We start from the raw sequence: 19,032 nt of genomic DNA, 5'->3' as shown, positions 1-19,032 counted from the left end.
CCGGTGCGTCTCAACCGTCTTTCCAGTCCGTCAGGCCAACCTCAGCTGCGCCGGTGAAGGGGTATTTACGGATTAGACTTCCAACCCGCAAGCGGAAAATGACGATATTGATCTTTTTTTTGAGTTTTCTTTGTTTATTACTTAATTTCAATAACTTATATGCAATCACAATTGCCCGCCACCCTTCCGTCCGGGTGCTATTAGGCATGATCTGACCGGCAAGCCCCTAAAAACAAAAGGGGCCGACACAAGATATAGAGACTCCGCAATTTCAAGATACAAGTCAGGGCGACTCGAAACGGGAAAACGAGTCGGATTTGCGGCCAGAATACGGTCAAAAACCTCTCACCCCCGTCGGACGCCTTGTACTGCGGGTCGCTCCCTGCCGGGATGTGGACGCATCAGGCACAATGTCGGCTATTGAACGCCCTGTCTTGCGTATCCCCTAAAGATGCGGTCAGGTTCCACCAATTCACTCTTCGATCCGAAAGCAGATCAGCAATGGCGCGCAATGTTCAGTTTCCTTTGGTCAGAACCGTCGGATTTGATGGCGCGCTGGTGACCTTTGCAGACAAGATGACCGACACCGCGAACCGGGCGGCGCTGGCGTTTCGGGCCGAAGTGGATCGTCTGCACTGGGATGAGGTGACCGAGTCGTCAGCCTCCCTGGGCTCGGCCTTTGTTCGGTTCGACACGCAGCGCATCTCTCATCAGAAGATGCTGCAAAAGCTTAGGGAACTGGTTGAGCAAAAGGACTGGTACACTACACCGCTGCCTGCGGGCCGCAGGTTGTGGCGCGTTCCGACGGTTTACGGGACCGACCTTGCGCCCCAGCTTGACGATGCCGCCGCTGCTGCCGGCCTGACACCAGACGAAGCAATACGAAGGCTTGGACAGTCCCGCGTGCGGGTTCTGACTATCGGCTTCGCTCCGGGGCAGCCTTACCTTGGACCTCTGGGCCCCGAGTTCAACATTCCCCGGCTGCAAAGCCTGACCCCCATGGTGCCGGAAGGCGCTTTGGTTCTGGCGATCTCGCAATTTGTTCTGTTTTCCGGGCCGACACCAACCGGGTGGCGGCATATCGGACAGACCGCCTTTCGGTGTTTCCGCCCCGAAAGGGCCAAGGCCTTTACCCTTAGACCCGGCGATGAGCTGTTGTTCAAGCCCGTTTCCCGCGACGTTCTGGAACACATCAAGGCCAACAACGAGGACGGCACAGGCGGCGCAACCTGTGAGGAGATTGCACCATGAGCCTGATCGTCCACCGGATTGGCCCGGCCTGCACCATTCAGGACCAGGGGCGCACAGGCTATCTGGATCAGGGGCTGTCCCGGTCGGGGGCGGCGGACATTCTGGCCTTGCACGAAGGGGCGGCGTTGCTGGATCAAAGCCCAAACCTTGCGGCGCTGGAAATGGCCGGGATGGGAGGCGAGTTCGAGGCGACGCATAACATGCGCATCGCCCTGACTGGCGCGCGGATGCAGGCCAGCATTGATGGCGGCCCTGTGGCCTGGAACGCGTCGCACCAACTGATCGCCGGGCAAAGGCTGGTCATCGGGGCGACGCTAGCTGGAAACTATGGCTATCTGCATCTGGGCGGAGGTATCGATGCCGAGGTTTTTCTGGGGTCCCGCTCAACCCATCTGACAGCGCGGATAGGCCGGGCGCTACAGCAGGGTGACAGGCTGACCTGTGGACCGGATGCAGGCAACAGCGGGATGAAACTGGCTGCTGCCGAGCGGTTTTCGGGCGGGGTGCTGCATGTGATTGCCAGCTTTCAGACCCCTTTGTTTGATGGCGCAACACTTGAACGGTTTGCCCAAACCAATTTCCGGCGCGGCGCACGCGCCAACCGGATGGGCATGCAGCTGGACAGCGACGGCGACGGCTTTGCTGCCTCAGGCCAGCTGAATATCCTGTCCGAGGTGATCACCCCCGGCGATATCCAGATGACCGGTACTGGCGACCCGTTCATCCTGTTGCCGGAATGTCAGACCACGGGCGGGTACCCTCGTATCGCGACCGTTCTGCCATGCGATATGCCCCGCGCGGCACAGACACCCGCAGGCGGCGACATCCGGTTCGAATTTGTCAGCATGGAACAGGCTGAAGAAATGCACAAAGCGTTCCTGTCAGACCTTGCGCGCCTGCCCTCAAAAGTCGAGGCACTGGTGCGTGATCCCCATGACATACCGGACCTGTTGTCCTACCAATTGATCGGCGGAGTGATCTCTGCCACCGACTAAGGAGATGTGCCAATGCCAAGCGTCGATCTGAATGCCGATATGGGGGAAAGCTTTGGTCCCTGGAAAATGGGCGATGACGAAAGCCTGTTGAAAATCATCACCTCGGCCAACATCGCCTGTGGGTTTCATGCCGGTGATCCGGATGTGATGGCATCAACGATGAAACTGGCGGCCGAAAACGACGTAGGCATCGGCGCACATCCCGGCTTTCCAGATCTGCAGGGGTTTGGCCGGCGGAACATGAAGCTGCCCCATGACAACCTGCGCAATCTGGTCCGGTATCAGTTGGGGGCCGCAATCGGCATGGCCACGGCGGTTGGCACCAAGGTACGGCACCTGAAACTGCACGGGGCGCTGGCCAATATGTGTTCAGCCGATATCAATATGGCGCGCGCCTGTTATCAGGGCGCATTGGATGTTGATCCCGATATCATCGTCATGGTGCTGGCCGCGACAAAACAGGAAGCAGCCGTGCGTGAGCTCGGGTGCAATTGGGTGGGCGAGATTTTCGCTGACCGTGCATATAACGACGACGGAACACTGGTCGATCGCAGCCTGCCCGGCGCCGTCATCCACGACGCCGACGTCGCCGGACCTCGCATCCTGAACATGGTCCGCGAAGGTGCGATCATCACCGAAAGCGGCAAGCGGCTGGAAACATCCATCGACACGATCTGCCTTCATGGAGACGGCCCGACCGCGGTTCAAATCGCTCGCTCGGTTCGCGACAACCTGATCGGGGGCGGTGTCGAGGTCACGAAATTCACCCGCTGAACATCATGCGTTAACGTCGGCAACCCAATTTCACGACTGTTGCCCGTACAGCTCTCAGCGCCTAGCATGACGGGCAAGCACATGTTCTAAAACCTACAATTTCAAACGATAGCTCGCCCCGGTCGGGGTTCCGCGCAAGGAGGTAGTCGAATGTCCTTTGATCTGATGTCCTATCAACCCCGGGGCGACAAGAAGAACTCGGACTTCTTTGCGCAATACCTTCCGAAAATCTACGAGCGCCGGACAAGTTCGGGCATCGCCGATCAGGTCGGGCCAATGCGCGCAATCTGTATGCAGATCGAAACCGACGCGCTGTTCGATACCCTCGTCGAGCTTTACGTCATGACACCCTATCGCCACACCGCCAGCTATCTGGGGCAGACCCACAAATTCTCGATCCTGCATTCGCATCCCGACTATCCCGCGCTGATCGTGATGGCCCCGCACAGCCCGGGTTTCGAAGACTTTATTCCCCGCATCAATCGCATGTACCCGCTGGCCCGCAACACACCCCAAACGCGGTATGTTGGCGAGGTTTTCGCGGCCTGTGATCTGAAGGCGCTGACCGGGACGCTTGAGGATCAGAACATCCGCTTCGAATATGCCGGAGACACCGAAAACCCGTTCTACACATTGAACGGCTTCCGGTTCACGACCCCTTCGGATTTCACCTGCAACCGGGTCGGATATTCGACACATGATTTCAACGACACAGACAGCCTGGGCCTTGGTGATCGCGTGTTGCTGAGTGACGCGGAACAAGCCCGGCTGGATCAGGCCGCCGCTTTCGGATCGGACAGCAAAATCGCGCCTTTGATGCTGGGCATTGATCATCTGGCGACGCGCGTGCTGGCGGGTGAGCGCGAGGATGCGATCCTCGAATTCCTGACCATGGTGCCCTACTATTTCTGGGGGGCCTACAACATCTTCGACATGAACTCGTCCACCAACGTGAACCGCAACGCCAATGTGGATGATGACAAGAAATCCCCGGCCAAGGTTTTCACGGCCAATAACACGCCGTCCTTCGTCAACTCATTCGCCAAGCTGCCGATGCCGACCGAAGATTTTGTGCGCAATTTTGGCCGTCGCCTGCATCACATGGCAGTCGAGATCAAGGATGGCGATCATGGCGCCGGGGAAAAGAATGTTGACTTTGTCGTGAACACGCTGAAGGACAAGGGCGTGCCGTTCCTGGCGCATGTAGTGGGCGAATGCAAAGACGACCCTAACCTGAAGCAGATCTTCTCAAAACACTCGAAGAACACGCTGCTGATCACCGAATATATCGAACGGTGTCACAAGTATGACGGGTTCTTCACCAAGGACAATGTCGCCGCCCTGACCGCCGCCGCGGGACAGGACGAGCAATATCAGCACGGTCACGTCTTCGATTAAAAAAGGCTGCGGATGACCGCAGCCCAGACCCAACAGGAGAGAATATGCCGGACCTTATGATGGCCCGATCATGAAACAGGTGACATTGCGGGCTTGCAGGCGGCGACACGCCAGATCGGCCTGTTCCCGCGTCATGCCTTGGAATGTCGCGTCAAAGCCGCGCGAGCTCTGACTGACCTTGCGCAGACTGCCATCCAGCGTGGTCATCTCCGACAGCGCCGTTTTCAGCAGAACCTTCTCGGCCTCGTATCGTGTGGTGTAGCGGCCCACATTGACCCCCCACAGATGCCCACCGGACGAAGACAGGCGGGTAACCACTTCCTGCTCGGGCTCTGGCTGGCTGACGGGCTCGGTCGAGGCCAGCACCAGATTGTCCGGGCGCAGCGCCGGTCGGGTATCGGATGTTTCAACTGGTGGGGCGGCTGGGGTTATATCCGCTTCGGCAATCGCTGCGGCAATGCCGCTGCTGATACGGTCGCTGTTCTGGTCTGCCGATGCCGCAACCGCACTTGCAACCTGTGTCGCGGCGCTGGGGCGCCCAAGCGGGCGCAGGCTGGATTTCGGTGCGCCGCTCAGCGCTGCGACTTGGGTATCGCCCCCCAACCCGGCATTGCCCGCATAAACCGGGCGCTCAGGCTTGCGAATGGGTGCGCGCGACGGGGCAAGGCGAAACCCCAGATCCAGCAGTTCCGCAACCTTGGCGTTCCGCGACTCTCCGGATTTTCCGCCAAAGACAGTTGCGATGATACGCTCATCCTTGCGTTTGGCCGACGCCACCAGGTTGAACCCCGCCGCACGTGTGTATCCGGTCTTTATTCCGTCCGCACCCTTATAGGCTGCCAGCAGGCGGCGGTTGGTGTTGGGAACAGTCTTGATACCGGCATCCGTCGATTGGCGCGAGAACAGGTTATAATACTGCGGGTAATCGTACAGCAGATGCCGTCCCAGCGTGGTCATGTCGCGCGCGCTGGACAGGTGCCCTGCCTCAGTCAGACCATGCGCATTCTTGAAAGTTGTGCGGCTCATGCCCATCGCTTTGGCGGTTCGGGTCATGCGGCGGGCAAAGGCCGCTTCCGAGCCACTGATGGCAATGCCGATCGCCGTAGCCGCGTCATTGGCCGATTTTACCGCAGCAGCACGGATCAGATAGCGGAACGCAATCGTCTGGCCCGCGCGCAGGCCCAGTTTCGACGGGGGCTCGGCCGCTGCCTTCTGGGTAATCCGAACGGGTGTATCCAGCGTGATCTCGCCGTTTCGCACCGCCTCAAACGCGATATACAGCGTCATCATCTTGGTCAGCGAGGCCGGGTGCAAGCGCGCATCCGCATTGCGTGAATGCAGCTCCTCGCCAGTTCGGGCGTCGATCACCATAGCTGCATAAGGCGCCGCCATGGACCTGAGCGGCGCAAACGCCAGCACACATAGCAACGCTATAAGGAAAAAGCCCATTCGGGCCGGAACTGTCCGCCGAATCTGCACGATCTTTGCCTCTGTCTGCCTCGCGCCGCCGGGTTTTCCCGGTCAGCAATGTTTGTTTTATTATCCCCAAGGCTATCACAGCGACCCAATGAAATAAACCGAAAGCTGAGGTTTTCGCGGTTTCGTTTCATGTCCCGGCAGAGACTATATCTTGCGGATACAGCCATCAAGACCACCAGATGCGCGATAAAAGCGAAGCTGCGTCAGGATGCGGCTGGGTTTATGCGAAACTGAGGCGAAAAGGCAACATCACTTCAGGTCGCGCAGCAGATCGGCCAGATCGCCCAAATCTCTCAACTCGCGGAATCGGGGGCTGTCGACAGGGGCTTCGGCATGTTCCACCTCCCAAACCAGACCGTGGGGCACATAGACACCCCAGCACCCGGCCTGAATGGGGGCCACGACATCCGAGCGCATGGAATTGCCGATCATCATCGCGGCAGTCGGGCCATCACCGTGACGGTCGAATACGAACCGATAGGTTTCGGGGGTCTTTTCGGATACGATTTCGACACCATCGAACAGATCGCCCAGCCCGGACTGGGCCAGTTTGCGTTCCTGATCGATCAGGTCGCCCTTGGTGATCAGAATGACCCGGTACGCATCGGCAACACCTTCGACGGCCTCGCGGGCATGGGGCAACAGCTCAATCGGATGGGCCAACATTTCTTGCCCTGCTTCGATCAGCTGCCGGATGACCGACGCAGGAACGAGGCTTTCGGTAACTTCGATCGCAGTTTCGATCATCGACAGGACAAACCCCTTGATGCCATACCCATAGCGCTGAATATTGCGTTTTTCAGCAGCAAGAAGTCGCTCCATCAGGTGATCACGATTGGCATGATCGGCCAAGAGTTCAGCAAAACGAGCCTGCGTCAGCTGAAAAAACCGTTCGTTATGCCAAAGGGTATCGTCCGCATCAAACCCGATTGTCGTCAGCTTGGTCGTCATCCTGTTTACGTCCGCTTGCTCTTTTCACCGGCCATGCACACGTTATATAAGCGCCAAGATAAACCCCAAGCCTGAATCGGACAGTTGCACACGATGCTTGAAATGACCTGGATGATGTCTGACAAGCCGGACGACGACAGTGACGCGTCCGTCCTGGTACAGACACGCCCAAAAACCAAGCGTCCGCCTTTATACAAGGTCCTGTTGCTGAACGACGACTATACACCGATGGAGTTTGTGGTGCATGTACTTGAACGCTTCTTCGGCATGACCCATGCACAGGCGTTCGAGATCATGCTGACCGTTCACAAGAAAGGTGTAGCCGTTGTCGGGGTTTTCAGCCACGAGATTGCCGAGACCAAAGTTGGTCAGGTGATGGATTTTGCCCGCAGGCACCAGCACCCTTTGCAATGCACAATGGAACGCGAAGAGTAAGGCCTTTGGCCTGACGTTTTCCCTTCACTCAGCCGGAATTGCCCATGTCCCCTCGTCTGGAACTTGCCTTGCAAAACGGCCTGACGCTGTCCCCCCCTCTTAGTGTGATCTGCCCCACGCCCGACCATGATCTGTCTGCTCTGGGGGACGGTGCGCAGATTGTGCAGCCCTTCAAACCCTTTCACGACCATTTCGCCGCGCAGGGTTTTGCAACGGTGCCCGACGCGGACGGTCCTTGTCAGGACGCCATTGTCTTTCTGCCCCGCGCCAAGGCACTGGCACGGTCGCTGATTCAACAGGCCTGTGCGCGGGCGAGCGGCCTGGTTGTCATCGACGGTGCCAAGACCGATGGTGTGGACAGCATATTGAAGGATGTGCGCAAGCGGGTTCCGGTCGAGGGACCGATTTCCAAAGCACATGGTAAGATTTTCTGGTTTCAGGCCGATGATCTGGCCTTTGTGGACTGGGCCGCGCAGAAACAGCAGATGGTTGGCGGATACTACACGGCACCGGGTGTGTTTTCAGCGGACGGAGTTGATCCTGCCTCGGCCCTGTTACTGAAGACCTTGCCTGACCGGCTTGGCCCCCGCGTGGCGGATCTCGGGGCGGGATGGGGATATCTGTCTGCGGAGATCCTGAAACGCGGCGGGGTAACCTCGCTGCATCTGGTCGAAGCGGACCATGCGGCGCTGACCTGCGCGCGGCTTAATGTCACCCAATCCCAGGCGCATTTTCACTGGAGCGATGCCGTATCCTGGACCGCGCCGGAGCCTATCGACACCGTTGTGATGAACCCGCCATTTCACACGTCACGCAGCGCGGATCCCGCCTTGGGGCAAGGGTTTATAACCTCCGCCGCCCGCAATCTGACACGCAACGGAACCCTTTGGATGGTCGCCAACCGGCACCTTCCCTACGAAGCTACACTGAACGAACATTTCGCTCAGGTCGGTGAAATTGCCGGCGACAACCGGTTCAAGGTATTCCAGGCCTCTCGCCCTCGGCGTTAAGGCCCGTTAACCTGCGCCCCAATTCAGGAGGATTCGGATGTCCTTTTCCATCGCTGGCAAGACAGCAATCGTAACGGGCGGGGCAAGTGGCATCGGCCTGGCCATCGGGCGGCATTTCGCGGATGCGGGCGCAAATGTCATGTTTGCCGACATAGACGAAAAACGCCTGATCGACGAACTTGGAGAACAAGCCGAAGACAGCAATATCCGATATTTTGCGGGCGATCTGCGCGAAAAGCTGACCATTGCCAACCTGTTATCTGCGACGCTGGATGCGTTCGACCAGGTGGATATTCTGGTCAACGGTGCACGGCAAGTGATCCCGTCTGATCCGCTGGATCCGGATGACGATTCGATGCGCACCCTGCTGAACCAGAACCTGATGCCCGCCTTGCGGCTCAGCCAACTGGTTGCAAAGCGCATGATCAAGCAGGCCGACGGCGATCTCGAAAACCCGGCAGGGACGATCATCAACCTGTCCTCGATCGCAGCCCGACGGACCCACCCCGATCTGATGGCCTATTCCGTCTCGACCGCAGCACTGGACCAGTTGACCCGATCCCTTGCGGTCGCGCTGGCTCCGAAGCGGATCCGCGTCAACTCGATTGCGCTGGGTTCGGTCATGAGCGCATCACTGCAATCGACCCTCAAGGACAATCGCGATTACCGCGTCGATATCGAAAAGCACACACCCCTGGCCCGTATCGCCTCGGCCACGGAACTGACGGAAACCGCGCAATATCTTGCGTCTGATGCCGCCGGTTTCGTCACCGGGCAGATCCTGACAATCGACGGTGGCCGTACCCTGCTTGACCCAGTCGCGGCCCCTGCACATTAAGACCCATGTTCAAAACAGAAAAATCTACCGCCTCCGCCTGGTTTCGCCAATTGCGCGATGACATCGTTGCAGCGTTCGAAGCCCTCGAAGACAGCCACACCAACGGGCCGTTTGCCGATGCCGCACCCGGGCGGTTCGAGGTCAAGGAAACCAAACGCCAGTCGGACGATGGGTCAGACGCGGGCGGCGGGTTGATGTCGGCCATGCGCGGCGGTCGAGTGTTTGAAAAAGTAGGTGTCAATGTCTCGACCGTCTACGGCACGCTGGGCGAACGTGCGCAACAGGCAATGGCGGCGCGCAAAGGCATCCCCGGAATGACCGAAGACCCGCGCTTCTGGGCGTCGGGGATCAGCCTTGTGGCCCATATGCAGAACCCCCATACCCCGGCGGTTCACATGAACACACGCATGTTTTGGACACCCCATGCCTGGTGGTTCGGTGGCGGCTCGGACCTCAACCCCTGCATCGAGTATCGCGAGGACACCGCGCATTTCCACGCCACGCAAAAGGCGCATCTGGACCCGCACGGACCCGCCCATTACCCGCGCCTCAAGGACTGGGCCGACGAATATTTCTACATCCCTCACCGCAAACGCGCGCGCGGCGTCGGCGGGATCTTCATGGACGACTATTGCACCGGTGACTGGCAGGCGGATTTCGCCCTGACACAGGATATTGGCAGAGCCTTTCTGCCCGCCTTCCTGCCCTTGGTTGAAAAGCGCCGCGTTCAGAACTTCTCAGAGGCGGACAAGACCACCCAACTGGTGCATCGCGGCCTTTATGCGGAATACAACCTTGTCTATGACCGGGGCACAAAATTCGGTCTGGAAACCGGGCATGACCCGGATGCCGTTCTGATGAGCTTGCCGCCGATGGCAAAATGGGTCTGACGATTAGAACGGGTCCGTGATGAAATTGTCGTAGCAGTAGTTCTGTGCCGACACCGCCGACATGTTTGCCCCGACTTTCTTGACCGTGATCGAATAGCCGGGTTTCGTATCGGCCCCCGGCGGCGGGGTCATGGAGAACTGCACTGTTCGCACGCCGGGTTCATACGCCCGCCAGATATAGATCCTCTGCGAGTTCGGAACGCCAAGTGTGCGAATGGCATAATCTCCGATCCCGCACCAATAATTGACAGGCGCGGATGATCCGACAGCCTTCACCTCGTAAACGCCGTTCGGCAAGGGCGTGATCTCGGTACGGAACTGCGGCCGGACTGACAGGCCGAACCCAACGGCCCCGGCCACCGCAGGCGCTAAAATAAATGTGGCAGCGATGAATGGCTTGAGAAAACGCATGATCCAGATATCCCAAAACAATGGCACCAATACCGATAGCATAACCACGACACCCTACGAGTAAAGTGGGGCACACCAGCTACGCGGACACAGTTATTTGGGGAATTCCCACTATTCATATCGCCGGAAACGAGTACACTACCCGAAAGCATTTATAACACATCAAACTATCGGCAATTCCGTTGACCAAGAGCTTTCCAAAAGACTGGTTCGATTTCCCGCCTGAGAAATATGCGGATCTGGGTGCGATGTTCTATCTCGCGGGGCTTACGAAAACGCACCAGAAACGTAACCTTGCGCAGGTTCTTTATGCGTTCGAAACCCCGTTTCGTCTGGGCCAATACCAGATCTTCAGACAGAATGGCTTTCCCCGCGGATTTGTCACTTTTGCCGGTCTCAGCCCCGAGGCCGAGTATCGCTATGCGGTGAAAGAAACCTTTCTGACGGACAAGGATTTTACCAGCGGGTCATCCTTTTGGATCATCGACCTTGTCGCGCCGTTTGGACAGACCAGTCAGATTGTTGATATCCTCAAGCAAGAGATCCCGCATCCGCGCGTGCGCACCAACCGAATGGACAGCGACATGACACGCAACCGGATTGTCGAATGGACGCGGGACGAAGCAGGCGAGGTTCATATGCGCCTGTACCGAAAAAAGGAATTTGAGCGGGTGTTGCAACAAGGCGAGGTCTAGTTGGTTTCAGTTCCGATCACTGGTGAATTGACCGGCGACGTGACCGGGTCCCCACCCAATGTGGCGATGGGGCAACCCACCCTGAACAACGGAAACTTCACGCCGCTGACCCAAACCTGGACGATTGCGACACCTCCTGCCAACGGCACCGCGACGATAGACCCAAATACCGGAGAGTGGACCTATACGGTCGATCCGACGTATTTCGACAGCCTCGACAATGGTGAAGTTGTCTTTGACTCCTTCTTCATCAGCGTCTCAGGGACAACGCAAACCGGTCCTGTCACACTTCCGTTTACCGGCTCTCCGGATCCGGTCGAAGTGGTCATAAGGATCGAAGGCGTCTGTTTCGCAGCTGGAACCCTGATCGAGGCTGAGGACGGTCCCCGTGCCATCGAGTCCCTGAACGTCGGGGACAAGGTGGCGACAGCCGATCACGGGTTGCAACCTGTTCGTTGGATCGAAAGCAGCACGATCCCGCCCGACCGATTGCGCACCGAACCTGCGATACGGCCCGTTCGCATCTCGGCAGGCAGTCTGGGGCCTAACACCCCCGCGCGAGACCTGCTGGTGTCTCAGCAGCACCGTATTCTGGTGAAGGGCCCCTGGGTTGAGCTGCTTTTCGGAACCGCCGAAGCGCTGGTTGCCGCCAAGCACCTGTGCCGATGGCATGGAATAGGGCTCGATACCTCGGTTGAAACGGTCGAGTATTTGCACATCCTGCTGGATCGGCACGAAATCCTTTCGGCGGATGGAGCACAAGCAGAAAGCCTGTTTCTGGGGGAAGAGGCGCTACATACACTTTCATCCGACGCGCTTCAGGAACTGGCCGCAATATTTCCCGACCGTCCCTGCTCTGGACATCAGGGGTTTGGACGCGCCGCACGCCTTATCCTGCTGGAACACGAAGCCCGCGCACTTGCCTGAGGTCAGGTGCCGGTCCCGATGCGGCCACCGACATTCTGCGGGGCCAGCGCAACCGTCTTGATCACGGCATGGCATGTGCTGCCCGGCTGCAAGTTCAACGCCGCAACCGACCGGCGCGTGACCCGCGCCAGAACAGTCCCTGCCGGTGTCCTGACCGACACGATCGCACCGGGACCTTCGCCCGACCGGATCGAGTCGACCGTCCCGCTGAGCACGTTCAATGCCGACAGACCCTCGGGTTTTTGGACGGACAGGATCACCTCCTGCGCCGGAATGCGAATTCGCAGATGCGTGCCGACCTCCTGCCCGATACGTGGCAGAAACAGACGCGCGCCATTTGCGTTCAGCTCGGTCAACCCGTCGGTGTGGTGCTTCAGCACCTGCACCTCCAGCACGGCACCGATCGCGCGCACACCTGCCGGTGCCACAGTCGGGTCAGACAGAACCTCGGACGCGGGGCCGTGGCGGACGACCCTGCCATCCTGCAAAGCGACAACCGATGTGGCCAGACGGGCCACCTCGTCGGCCGAGTGGGTCACATACAGGATCGGGACAGACACCTCATCCCTGAGACGCTCGAAATAGGGCAGGATCTCCGCCTTGCGGGCCTCGTCCAGCGCCGCAAGCGGTTCATCCGCAAGGATCAGCCGCGGGCTGGCCAGCAACGCCCTGCCTATCGACACGCGCTGTTTTTCGCCCCCTGACAACCCGGCTGGACGGCGGTTCAGAAGGTGGCCGATCCCCAGCATCTCGATGACCTTTTCCGGGTCTTCCCGCCGCGCGCTTTTAGGGGCGAACCACCGGCCATAGGCAAGGTTCTGGCGCACGGTCAGATGCGGGAACAACCGCCCCTCCTGAAAAATATAGCCCAACCGCCTCCGGTGCGGCGGCAGCCAATGCCCCCTATCGGTGTCAAACAACACCCAGTCATCCACGGCCACCCTGCCCGCGCGCGGCCGCAGCAATCCGGCCACCGCGTTGACAATCGTGGTCTTGCCCGACCCGGAACGCCCGAACAGCACGGTCACACCGGATGGGGCGTCAAAACTGACCTCCAGATCGATCCCCGGCAGTTGATGGTGCAAACGAACAGACAAGCTCATGATCCGGCCACCCGCGCGGCGGCGCGCCGTCCCACATATTCCGACAGCAGCAACGCGCCCATGGCGATGACGATCGAGATCAGGACCAGCCTTGTTGCAGCAGCCTCGCCCCCCGGTACCTGCAAAAAGGCGTAAACAGCCGATGGCAATGTCTGCGTCTGTCCCGGAATATTCGACACGAATGTAATCGTGGCCCCAAACTCACCCATGGCCTTGGCAAAGGCCAGAATGGCCCCGGCGATGACACCGGGCAGGATCATCGGCAAGGTTACGGTCAGAAACACCATAGGCCGCGACGCCCCCAGCGTCGCCCCAGCCTGTTCCAGCTTCGGGTCAACCGCCTCGATCGACAGACGTATCGCCCGGACCATCAGCGGAAACGCCATGATACCTGCGGCCAGCGCGGCCCCAGTCCAGCGAAAGGCGACCACAATGCCGAACTCGGCCAAAAACCGCCCCAACGGCCCCTGAATGCCGAAAGTCAGCAACAGCAGATACCCCGTCACTACCGGCGGCAGGATCAAAGGCAAATGCACCAGACCATTCAGAACCTGCCGCCCGGGGAACCGCCAGCGGGCCAGAATGTAGGCAACAAAAATGCCGAACGGCAAAGTGGCCAGCGTCGCCCAGAACGACACGCGCAGCGACAGCTTCAGCGCTTCAGCTTCAGCGGGGCCCAACCACTCCAACGCGATCACCCGCCCGGCAGGGAAAATCCCTGCTCCTGAAAAATTGCCAAAGCCGCATCGCCGTGCAGATGATCCAGAAAAGCCCGCGCCGCACCTGTGGCATTACCTGTCATCGCCGCCGGATAGATGATCGGAGGGTGCAGGTCGGTGGGAAAACTGGCCACAACACTGACCCGCTGTTCCGCCTGCGCATCCGATCGATAAACGATCCCCAGAGGCGCGGCACCCGTTGCCACAAGGGCCAGCGCAGCGCGCACATTGTCGGTTTGTGCCACTCGGTCCTGCACCGCCTCCCACTGATTCAGCCCCTGCAAAGCCGCCTTGCCGTAGATACCGGCGGGCACCGCATCGACCAGCGCCATGGCCAGAAAGCCTTCGCCCAGCTCGGCCCTGAGGTCATGAACCACCCGAATGTCACCCAGAACAGGACGCCCCGCAGCGCCGATCAGAACCAGACTGTTGCCCAGCAAATCCGACCGTGTCCCAGGCTGCAACAAGCCCTGCTGTTCCAGATAATCCATCCAGTCGGCATTGGCAGAGATGAAAATGTCCGCAGGCGCACCCTGCTGAATCTGACGCGCCAGCACTGAAGACGCTGCGTAGGACACGGTGACATCGTGACCCGTCCGCTCTGTGTATTCCGTCGCGATTTCGTCCAAAGCGGTCTTGAGGCTGGCTGCGGCAAAAACCAAAACCCCTTCTGCCCCGGCCCGGACCGGAGCCAGCACAAATGCGCCAAGGACCAGTGCCACCATCCAGATACGGCAGGCGAAGGGTAGGATCATGTGTGCTCCCGACCGGAAAGTTGCAGTCTCTTCGGGCATATCGGAGGCCATAGGGCGCTTGCAAGCGCCTTTGATCTTTTACACCCGCTGATCCAGATCAGGCGCTGGCAACCCACCCCGGCCAGCCTCGTCAACCTGTGGTCACCCCAGGCACGCGTTGATGGGGGCGGCATTTCCTATCCGCAACCCATCGCGGAATAAAAATCTCACAGACCCTCTTGCGCACGCCCGCTGGCTTGGCTACATGCAGCGTCACGGGTGATTAGCTCAGTTGGTAGAGCGCTTCGTTTACACCGAAGATGTCGGGAGTTCGAGTCTCTCATCACCCACCATCCTTTCCCCACAGTGTATCAAGGTCTTACGCGACTGGCATCTATTGCTATGCTGCGCATGAAACCGTGTCCGCTGCGCATTGATCGCCCGGCAGTTTAAATAGCGTTTTCTTGATTAGTGACGCGTATCTCAGCATGATCCGAATATGTCGGATGAAATGGACACGTGGCTTAACGACCTCGGACTGGGTCAGTACGCAGATGTTTTTGCGGTAAACGACATTGATGCGCGGGTTCTGCCACTGCTGACAGGCGACGACCTGAAAGAGCTTGGGGTAAGTCTTGGTCACCGAAAGATCATCCTTGCGGCAGTTCAGGATTTGGCTGGCTCTGGTCACCTGTCTTCATCAGCGCCTGCCGCAGGAGAGCCCACCCGCGAGAATACTCGGCCATCCGCCGTTGATGTCGTGCAGGGCGAAGCTGCACCGACGAAAAAGCCCATCGCGCCCGCGGCTGAACGGCGTCATCTGACAGTCTTGTTTGCGGATCTGGTCGGCTCGACAGAGCTGACCAACCGTTTTGATCCCGAAGACATGCGGGATCTGCTACAGAACAATCAGGATACCGTCGCGGGGGCAGTGAGCAGGTATGGTGGCTATGTTGCGAAATACCTTGGCGACGGTCTTCTTGTGTTTTTCGGCTGGCCAACAGCCTACGAAGATCACGCCATTCGCGCAATAAAGGCGGGGCTTGAGTGCGTCCACCGGGTTGAAGAGCTCAACACTCCTGACGGTGAGCGTTTGTCGGTCAGACTGGGTATCGCGAGCGGCGATGTCGTGGTCGGCGACACGATCGGCGAAAACTCGTACGAGGAAGGTGCCATGACCGGGCCGGCGGTCAATCTGGCGGCGCGGATACAGGAACACGGCCTGCCGAACTCGGTGGTTTTGTCTGCGGAAGAAACCGAAGCCGCCTTGCACCGGATATTCGAGTTCGAGACCCTTGGATCAACTCAATTGAAGGGGTTCAAAGACCCTCGGACCTTGTTGAAGGTCGTATCGGAACGCAGCGCGGAAAGCCGGTTTCGCGCGTCGTACAAGGATGACGCCGACAGTACCATGATTGGCCGGGACTACGAAAAGGGTATCCTGTTGCAATCGTGGCAGCGCGCCCAAAGCGGTCATGGTGAGGTGGTTCTGCTGTCGGGTGAGGCGGGAATAGGAAAATCGCGCCTGACTGAGGGGTTTCTTGCGGATGTCACGGCAACCGGACAGGCCGATGTGATAAGGCTGAACTGCTCTCCCTATCTGACCAGCAGCCCCTTTCATCCGGTCACCCAGCGAATCTCGCAGGATGCAGGTGTTGAACCGGATTTTGATGACAATCAAATTCTGGAGCATGTCAGGAAGCTGCTGGAAGGCCGGGAAGGTCTGGACTGGGAACAGGTTCTGCCTGTCTTTGCAGCGCTGGTCGCGCCGCGCAGCGCACTGGCTCGTGAAGTTCTCGAGATGTCGCCGCAGGAGCAACGCGACATAACGATCCAAACCCTGATCCATACGGTGCAGGTCCGGGCAAGCGTGCGCCCGGTTATTCTGTGTGTTGAGGATGCACATTGGATCGATCCCTCGACGCAAGCCCTGCTGGAGCGGTTCAAGGCGATTTGCACCGATCTTCCCCTGATGATCCTGATGACCCACAGACCCGGGTGGGACCTGGCCCGCGATGACGGGGACACGCATGTTCAAACACTCCTGCTGCGCCGGTTCGGTTCTGCTGATGTCTCGGATCTGGTCCGCAATATCACTGGCAAGGACCCGGACGATGCCTTGATCGCGACGATCATCGAAAAGACTGACGGTGTGCCCCTGTTTGTCGAAGAATTGACCCAGGCGATCGTGAATGCAGATGAGCAGGGACAAGTCCGCATACCATCGTCGCTGAAGGGCGCCTTGATGGCGCGGCTTGATGCAGTTTCGCCCGAGGCCAAACAGGTCGCGTTGACGGGGTCAGTCATTGGGCGGGAATTTGAACCAGATTTGTTAAGTGCCGCGATGGGGCTGGAACGCGCAGATATCAATCTTCGCCTCGAAGAACTGTCGCGAACGGGACTGATCTTTGAAAGCGGAAACAACCGCGGGCATTTCGTGTTCCGCCATGCCCTTATCCGCGATACGGCATATCAATCCATGTTAAGCTCTACCCGCAGGCAGCAACATTCAGACGTTGCCCGCGCACTGATCGCGATGCGATCTGCTGAAATCGAACGCCGGCCCGAGCTGGTGGCCCGCCATCTGTCAGAAGCAGAAGAATGGCGCGCCGCATTCGACAAATGGGAAGCTGCGGCTGAAATGGCGTTGGCCCGGTCAGCCAGCCAGGAAGCGATGACTAATGCGCAGGAGACGCTCAAAGCGGCTAAGCAGCTGAACTCGGAAACCTGCCCGGAAATGGTCAGGGGCATGATCCTGGTTGGCCGCAGCCATGACAGCCAGGGTCAGTTGTCCGAGGCGATAGCGGTTCTGAAAAGTGCATCTACCGCTGCCCAGAAACTCCACGATGTGGAGCTGGCAGCCGATGCAGCCAATCATTTTGCTGACTCGTGCATGATGACGAGCAAGCGACATCACGAAGCGATTGACCTTTGTGAAAAGGCGCTGAAAGACCTGTCTGACAATGACGAAGTCAGGCGGTGCCGGTTGATGAGCCAACTTGCGCGGGCGTATATGTTTGTCGGCCAGTTTTCCGTAGGCACCCGCTTTGGTCAGCAATCCATGGAACTGGCGGCGAAGCTTGGGGATCATAAATCCCAGTTTTCGGTAATGATGATGCATTTTGGGGCGCCATTCGTTGCGCGCAACGGGCAAGAGGCACGACATTGGCGTGAAAACCTGGACGCCATGCATCAGGTAGCGGAACACCTTGGCAGTATTGATCAGGGCCGCGACCGGACGCTCAGCCTGTTTGTCGGCGCTGAAATGGCCGACCGCGACCTGTTGGACAACTCACTCGAATTGCTGACGGCGATTTCCGAAAAGGACAATCATCTGCAACTCTATTGGGTTCAAAAACACGCACGCGCCATGGTTGCAATCATGGACGGCGACTTTGTTCAGGCTGAAAAGCACGCCACCGAAGCGGTCAAGATCGGTCGAAAAACGCACGGCGAACATGTCGAGGGCGTTTTCGGCGTTCAGATGTTTACCATCCGCCGCGAGCAGAACCGCCTGCACGAGGTCGCGCCTGTGATTAAGAAACTGATGACCGACAGTCCCGAAGACATCTCGTGGAAGCCTGGTTTTGGCCTTATCGCAGCCGAACTGGGATACACGGAACCGGCTGAAAGAATACTGAATGAAATGGCGGAAAACGGCTTCGACCTGCCGCCAGATGCCATGTATTCAACAACTCTGTCCTATCTTGCTGACATCTGCGTGGCTGTCGGGCATCCGGGTCATGCCCAGACGCTTTACAGTATGCTGCAACCTTACGAAGACCTGACGATCACCGCAGGGGCAACCACAGTTTGCACAGGTGCCGCAGCCAGACGCTTGGGGAGACTGGCAACGGTGCTGAAAGACTGGGAAATTGCCGGGAAGATGTTCCGGAAAGCCATCGAGATTGACACGCGGATGAATTGCCCACCTTGGATTGCGCATTCCAAGGCAGCGTATGCATCAGCACTCAGACAACAGGGCCGCCCCAGCGATTTGGAACTGGCGTTTCAACTGGAAGGGGAAGCGTTGGCAATATCACAGAAATTGAGTATGGTTTCCCTTAAGTCAAAGCTCGAAGGGGTAGCCAGTTAAGGTCCGGAAAATGCTTGGGGGGCATAATGCCACGATACATCATTGAACGAAATTTTGCGGAACAGCTGAATATCAGCGACAACGACAAAATTCACATCAAAGAAATCAACGACGAAGTCGGCATTGAATGGATCTTTTCCTTCCTCAGCGCAGATAAGCGCAAAACATACTGCCTTTACGAAGCCCCGGATGAAGAAAGCCTGCGAAAAGCGGCCGAGCGTCTAAACATTCCTGCCGATGTCATCACGCCGGTAGATCGGATCGATCCGGGAATATTTGCCTGACGACCAGCTTTCCCCCACAACCAAGTATCCCCTTCTCAGGGC

At 58.5% G+C, this 19,032-nt stretch carries 19 protein-coding genes and 1 tRNA gene; 14 read left to right on the top strand and 6 right to left on the bottom strand.

The window, feature by feature from the left end; translation table 11 throughout:
- From ACR0NZ_RS10070 to ACR0NZ_RS10050, 5 genes are all read left to right on the top strand, one after another.
- The coding region (locus ACR0NZ_RS10070; RefSeq protein ID WP_480518632.1) for a hypothetical protein at positions 1–215 on the top strand (215 nt) is incomplete at its 5' end.
- A gap of 286 nt (positions 216–501) precedes the next feature.
- Positions 502–1,251 (top strand): 5-oxoprolinase subunit B family protein, encoded by a 750-nt coding sequence (locus ACR0NZ_RS10065; RefSeq protein WP_480518630.1) that lies wholly within the window; start codon positions 502–504, stop codon positions 1,249–1,251.
- Complete coding sequence (locus ACR0NZ_RS10060) at positions 1,248–2,246, top strand: 5-oxoprolinase subunit C family protein (protein ID WP_480475356.1); 999 nt, start codon at positions 1,248–1,250, stop codon at positions 2,244–2,246. Before ACR0NZ_RS10065 ends, ACR0NZ_RS10060 begins: the two co-directional genes overlap by 4 nt.
- A gap of 12 nt (positions 2,247–2,258) precedes the next feature.
- Positions 2,259–3,020, top strand: coding sequence for a LamB/YcsF family protein (locus ACR0NZ_RS10055; RefSeq protein WP_480518628.1), 762 nt, complete (start codon positions 2,259–2,261; stop codon positions 3,018–3,020).
- Positions 3,021–3,170: 150 nt separating this feature from the next.
- The gene (locus ACR0NZ_RS10050) at positions 3,171–4,418 is read left to right on the top strand and encodes a hypothetical protein (protein WP_480518626.1); all 1,248 of its coding nucleotides are present in this window, start codon (positions 3,171–3,173) and stop codon (positions 4,416–4,418) included.
- A 54-nt stretch (positions 4,419–4,472) separates the two neighbouring features.
- On the opposite strand, the gene ACR0NZ_RS10045 is transcribed toward ACR0NZ_RS10050, so the two are convergent.
- Together ACR0NZ_RS10045 and ACR0NZ_RS10040 are read right to left on the bottom strand one after the other, a co-directional pair.
- Positions 4,473–5,867, bottom strand: a complete 1,395-nt coding sequence (locus tag ACR0NZ_RS10045; RefSeq protein ID WP_480475350.1) for a D-alanyl-D-alanine carboxypeptidase family protein — start codon at positions 5,865–5,867, stop codon at positions 4,473–4,475.
- A gap of 279 nt (positions 5,868–6,146) precedes the next feature.
- On the bottom strand, positions 6,147–6,848 hold the full coding sequence (locus tag ACR0NZ_RS10040; RefSeq protein ID WP_480518624.1) for an HAD family hydrolase: 702 nt from the start codon (positions 6,846–6,848) through the stop codon (positions 6,147–6,149).
- A gap of 93 nt (positions 6,849–6,941) precedes the next feature.
- On the opposite strand from ACR0NZ_RS10040, the gene clpS reads away from it, so the two are divergent.
- Genes clpS through hemF form a run of 4 tightly spaced genes read left to right on the top strand, consistent with a single transcriptional unit; the run spans position 6,942 to position 10,021 of the window.
- On the top strand, positions 6,942–7,283 hold the full coding sequence (gene clpS, locus ACR0NZ_RS10035; RefSeq protein WP_480475346.1) for an ATP-dependent Clp protease adapter ClpS: 342 nt from the start codon (positions 6,942–6,944) through the stop codon (positions 7,281–7,283).
- Between the two features lie 44 nt (positions 7,284–7,327).
- Positions 7,328–8,293 (top strand): class I SAM-dependent methyltransferase, encoded by a 966-nt coding sequence (locus ACR0NZ_RS10030; RefSeq protein ID WP_480475344.1) that lies wholly within the window; start codon positions 7,328–7,330, stop codon positions 8,291–8,293.
- 37 nt (positions 8,294–8,330) lie between these two features.
- Entirely contained in the window at positions 8,331–9,131 is an 801-nt protein-coding gene (locus ACR0NZ_RS10025) for an SDR family NAD(P)-dependent oxidoreductase (RefSeq protein ID WP_480475342.1), read from the top strand.
- A gap of 5 nt (positions 9,132–9,136) precedes the next feature.
- A complete protein-coding gene (gene hemF / locus ACR0NZ_RS10020; RefSeq protein WP_480518622.1) occupies positions 9,137–10,021 on the top strand; it encodes an oxygen-dependent coproporphyrinogen oxidase in 885 nt (294 codons plus the stop codon).
- Positions 10,022–10,024: 3 nt separating this feature from the next.
- Here the strand turns inward: hemF and ACR0NZ_RS10015 are convergent, their stop codons facing one another.
- Positions 10,025–10,432, bottom strand: coding sequence for a hypothetical protein (locus ACR0NZ_RS10015; RefSeq protein ID WP_480495565.1), 408 nt, complete (start codon positions 10,430–10,432; stop codon positions 10,025–10,027).
- Positions 10,433–10,614: 182 nt separating this feature from the next.
- Here ACR0NZ_RS10015 and ACR0NZ_RS10010 point away from each other — a divergent pair, with 182 nt between their 5' ends.
- Both ACR0NZ_RS10010 and ACR0NZ_RS10005 read left to right on the top strand, forming a co-directional pair.
- Positions 10,615–11,127, top strand: a complete 513-nt coding sequence (locus ACR0NZ_RS10010) for a toxin-activating lysine-acyltransferase (RefSeq protein ID WP_480518620.1) — start codon at positions 10,615–10,617, stop codon at positions 11,125–11,127.
- Positions 11,128–12,054 (top strand): Hint domain-containing protein, encoded by a 927-nt coding sequence (locus tag ACR0NZ_RS10005; protein ID WP_480518618.1) that lies wholly within the window; start codon positions 11,128–11,130, stop codon positions 12,052–12,054.
- A 2-nt stretch (positions 12,055–12,056) separates the two neighbouring features.
- Here the strand turns inward: ACR0NZ_RS10005 and modC are convergent, their stop codons facing one another.
- Genes modC through modA form a run of 3 tightly spaced genes read right to left on the bottom strand, consistent with a single transcriptional unit; the run spans position 12,057 to position 14,631 of the window.
- Entirely contained in the window at positions 12,057–13,157 is a 1,101-nt protein-coding gene (modC, locus tag ACR0NZ_RS10000) for a molybdenum ABC transporter ATP-binding protein (protein WP_480518616.1), read from the bottom strand.
- Positions 13,154–13,846 (bottom strand): molybdate ABC transporter permease subunit, encoded by a 693-nt coding sequence (modB, locus tag ACR0NZ_RS09995; protein ID WP_480476900.1) that lies wholly within the window; start codon positions 13,844–13,846, stop codon positions 13,154–13,156. Before modB ends, modC begins: the two co-directional genes overlap by 4 nt.
- 5 nt (positions 13,847–13,851) lie before the next feature.
- Positions 13,852–14,631 (bottom strand): molybdate ABC transporter substrate-binding protein, encoded by a 780-nt coding sequence (gene modA / locus ACR0NZ_RS09990; protein ID WP_480495557.1) that lies wholly within the window; start codon positions 14,629–14,631, stop codon positions 13,852–13,854.
- A gap of 256 nt (positions 14,632–14,887) precedes the next feature.
- Between modA and ACR0NZ_RS09985 the strand changes: the two genes are divergently transcribed.
- From ACR0NZ_RS09985 to ACR0NZ_RS09975, 3 genes are all read left to right on the top strand, one after another.
- Positions 14,888–14,963 (top strand) — tRNA-Val (locus ACR0NZ_RS09985).
- A 146-nt stretch (positions 14,964–15,109) separates the two neighbouring features.
- The gene (locus tag ACR0NZ_RS09980) at positions 15,110–18,706 is read left to right on the top strand and encodes an adenylate/guanylate cyclase domain-containing protein (protein WP_480518614.1); all 3,597 of its coding nucleotides are present in this window, start codon (positions 15,110–15,112) and stop codon (positions 18,704–18,706) included.
- Between the two features lie 26 nt (positions 18,707–18,732).
- On the top strand, positions 18,733–18,990 hold the full coding sequence (locus ACR0NZ_RS09975; protein WP_209504668.1) for a DUF4242 domain-containing protein: 258 nt from the start codon (positions 18,733–18,735) through the stop codon (positions 18,988–18,990).
- The last annotated feature ends 42 nt before the right edge of the window (positions 18,991–19,032 follow it).

The sequence above is a fragment of the Ruegeria sp. AE3 genome (assembly GCF_056542225.1).
The sequence above is the reverse complement of the archived record's forward strand: the minus strand, read 5'-3'. Positions and strand labels throughout refer to the sequence as shown.

What these genes read in the sequence shown, in the direction of transcription:
- ACR0NZ_RS10045 (WP_480475350.1), bottom strand. Translation starts at nt 5,867, where the DNA reads ATGGGCTTTTTCCTTATAGCGTTGCTATGTGTGCTGGCGTTTGCGCCG.
- ACR0NZ_RS10050 (WP_480518626.1), top strand. Translation starts at nt 3,171, where the DNA reads ATGTCCTTTGATCTGATGTCCTATCAACCCCGGGGCGACAAGAAGAAC.
- modA (WP_480495557.1), bottom strand. Translation starts at nt 14,631, where the DNA reads ATGATCCTACCCTTCGCCTGCCGTATCTGGATGGTGGCACTGGTCCTT.
- ACR0NZ_RS10065 (WP_480518630.1), top strand. Translation starts at nt 502, where the DNA reads ATGGCGCGCAATGTTCAGTTTCCTTTGGTCAGAACCGTCGGATTTGAT.
- hemF (WP_480518622.1), top strand. Translation starts at nt 9,137, where the DNA reads ATGTTCAAAACAGAAAAATCTACCGCCTCCGCCTGGTTTCGCCAATTG.
- ACR0NZ_RS10040 (WP_480518624.1), bottom strand. Translation starts at nt 6,848, where the DNA reads ATGACGACCAAGCTGACGACAATCGGGTTTGATGCGGACGATACCCTT.
- ACR0NZ_RS09980 (WP_480518614.1), top strand. Translation starts at nt 15,110, where the DNA reads ATGTCGGATGAAATGGACACGTGGCTTAACGACCTCGGACTGGGTCAG.
- ACR0NZ_RS09975 (WP_209504668.1), top strand. Translation starts at nt 18,733, where the DNA reads ATGCCACGATACATCATTGAACGAAATTTTGCGGAACAGCTGAATATC.
- ACR0NZ_RS10030 (WP_480475344.1), top strand. Translation starts at nt 7,328, where the DNA reads ATGTCCCCTCGTCTGGAACTTGCCTTGCAAAACGGCCTGACGCTGTCC.
- ACR0NZ_RS10025 (WP_480475342.1), top strand. Translation starts at nt 8,331, where the DNA reads ATGTCCTTTTCCATCGCTGGCAAGACAGCAATCGTAACGGGCGGGGCA.
- ACR0NZ_RS10055 (WP_480518628.1), top strand. Translation starts at nt 2,259, where the DNA reads ATGCCAAGCGTCGATCTGAATGCCGATATGGGGGAAAGCTTTGGTCCC.
- ACR0NZ_RS10060 (WP_480475356.1), top strand. Translation starts at nt 1,248, where the DNA reads ATGAGCCTGATCGTCCACCGGATTGGCCCGGCCTGCACCATTCAGGAC.
- clpS (WP_480475346.1), top strand. Translation starts at nt 6,942, where the DNA reads ATGCTTGAAATGACCTGGATGATGTCTGACAAGCCGGACGACGACAGT.
- ACR0NZ_RS10015 (WP_480495565.1), bottom strand. Translation starts at nt 10,432, where the DNA reads ATGCGTTTTCTCAAGCCATTCATCGCTGCCACATTTATTTTAGCGCCT.
- modC (WP_480518616.1), bottom strand. Translation starts at nt 13,157, where the DNA reads ATGAGCTTGTCTGTTCGTTTGCACCATCAACTGCCGGGGATCGATCTG.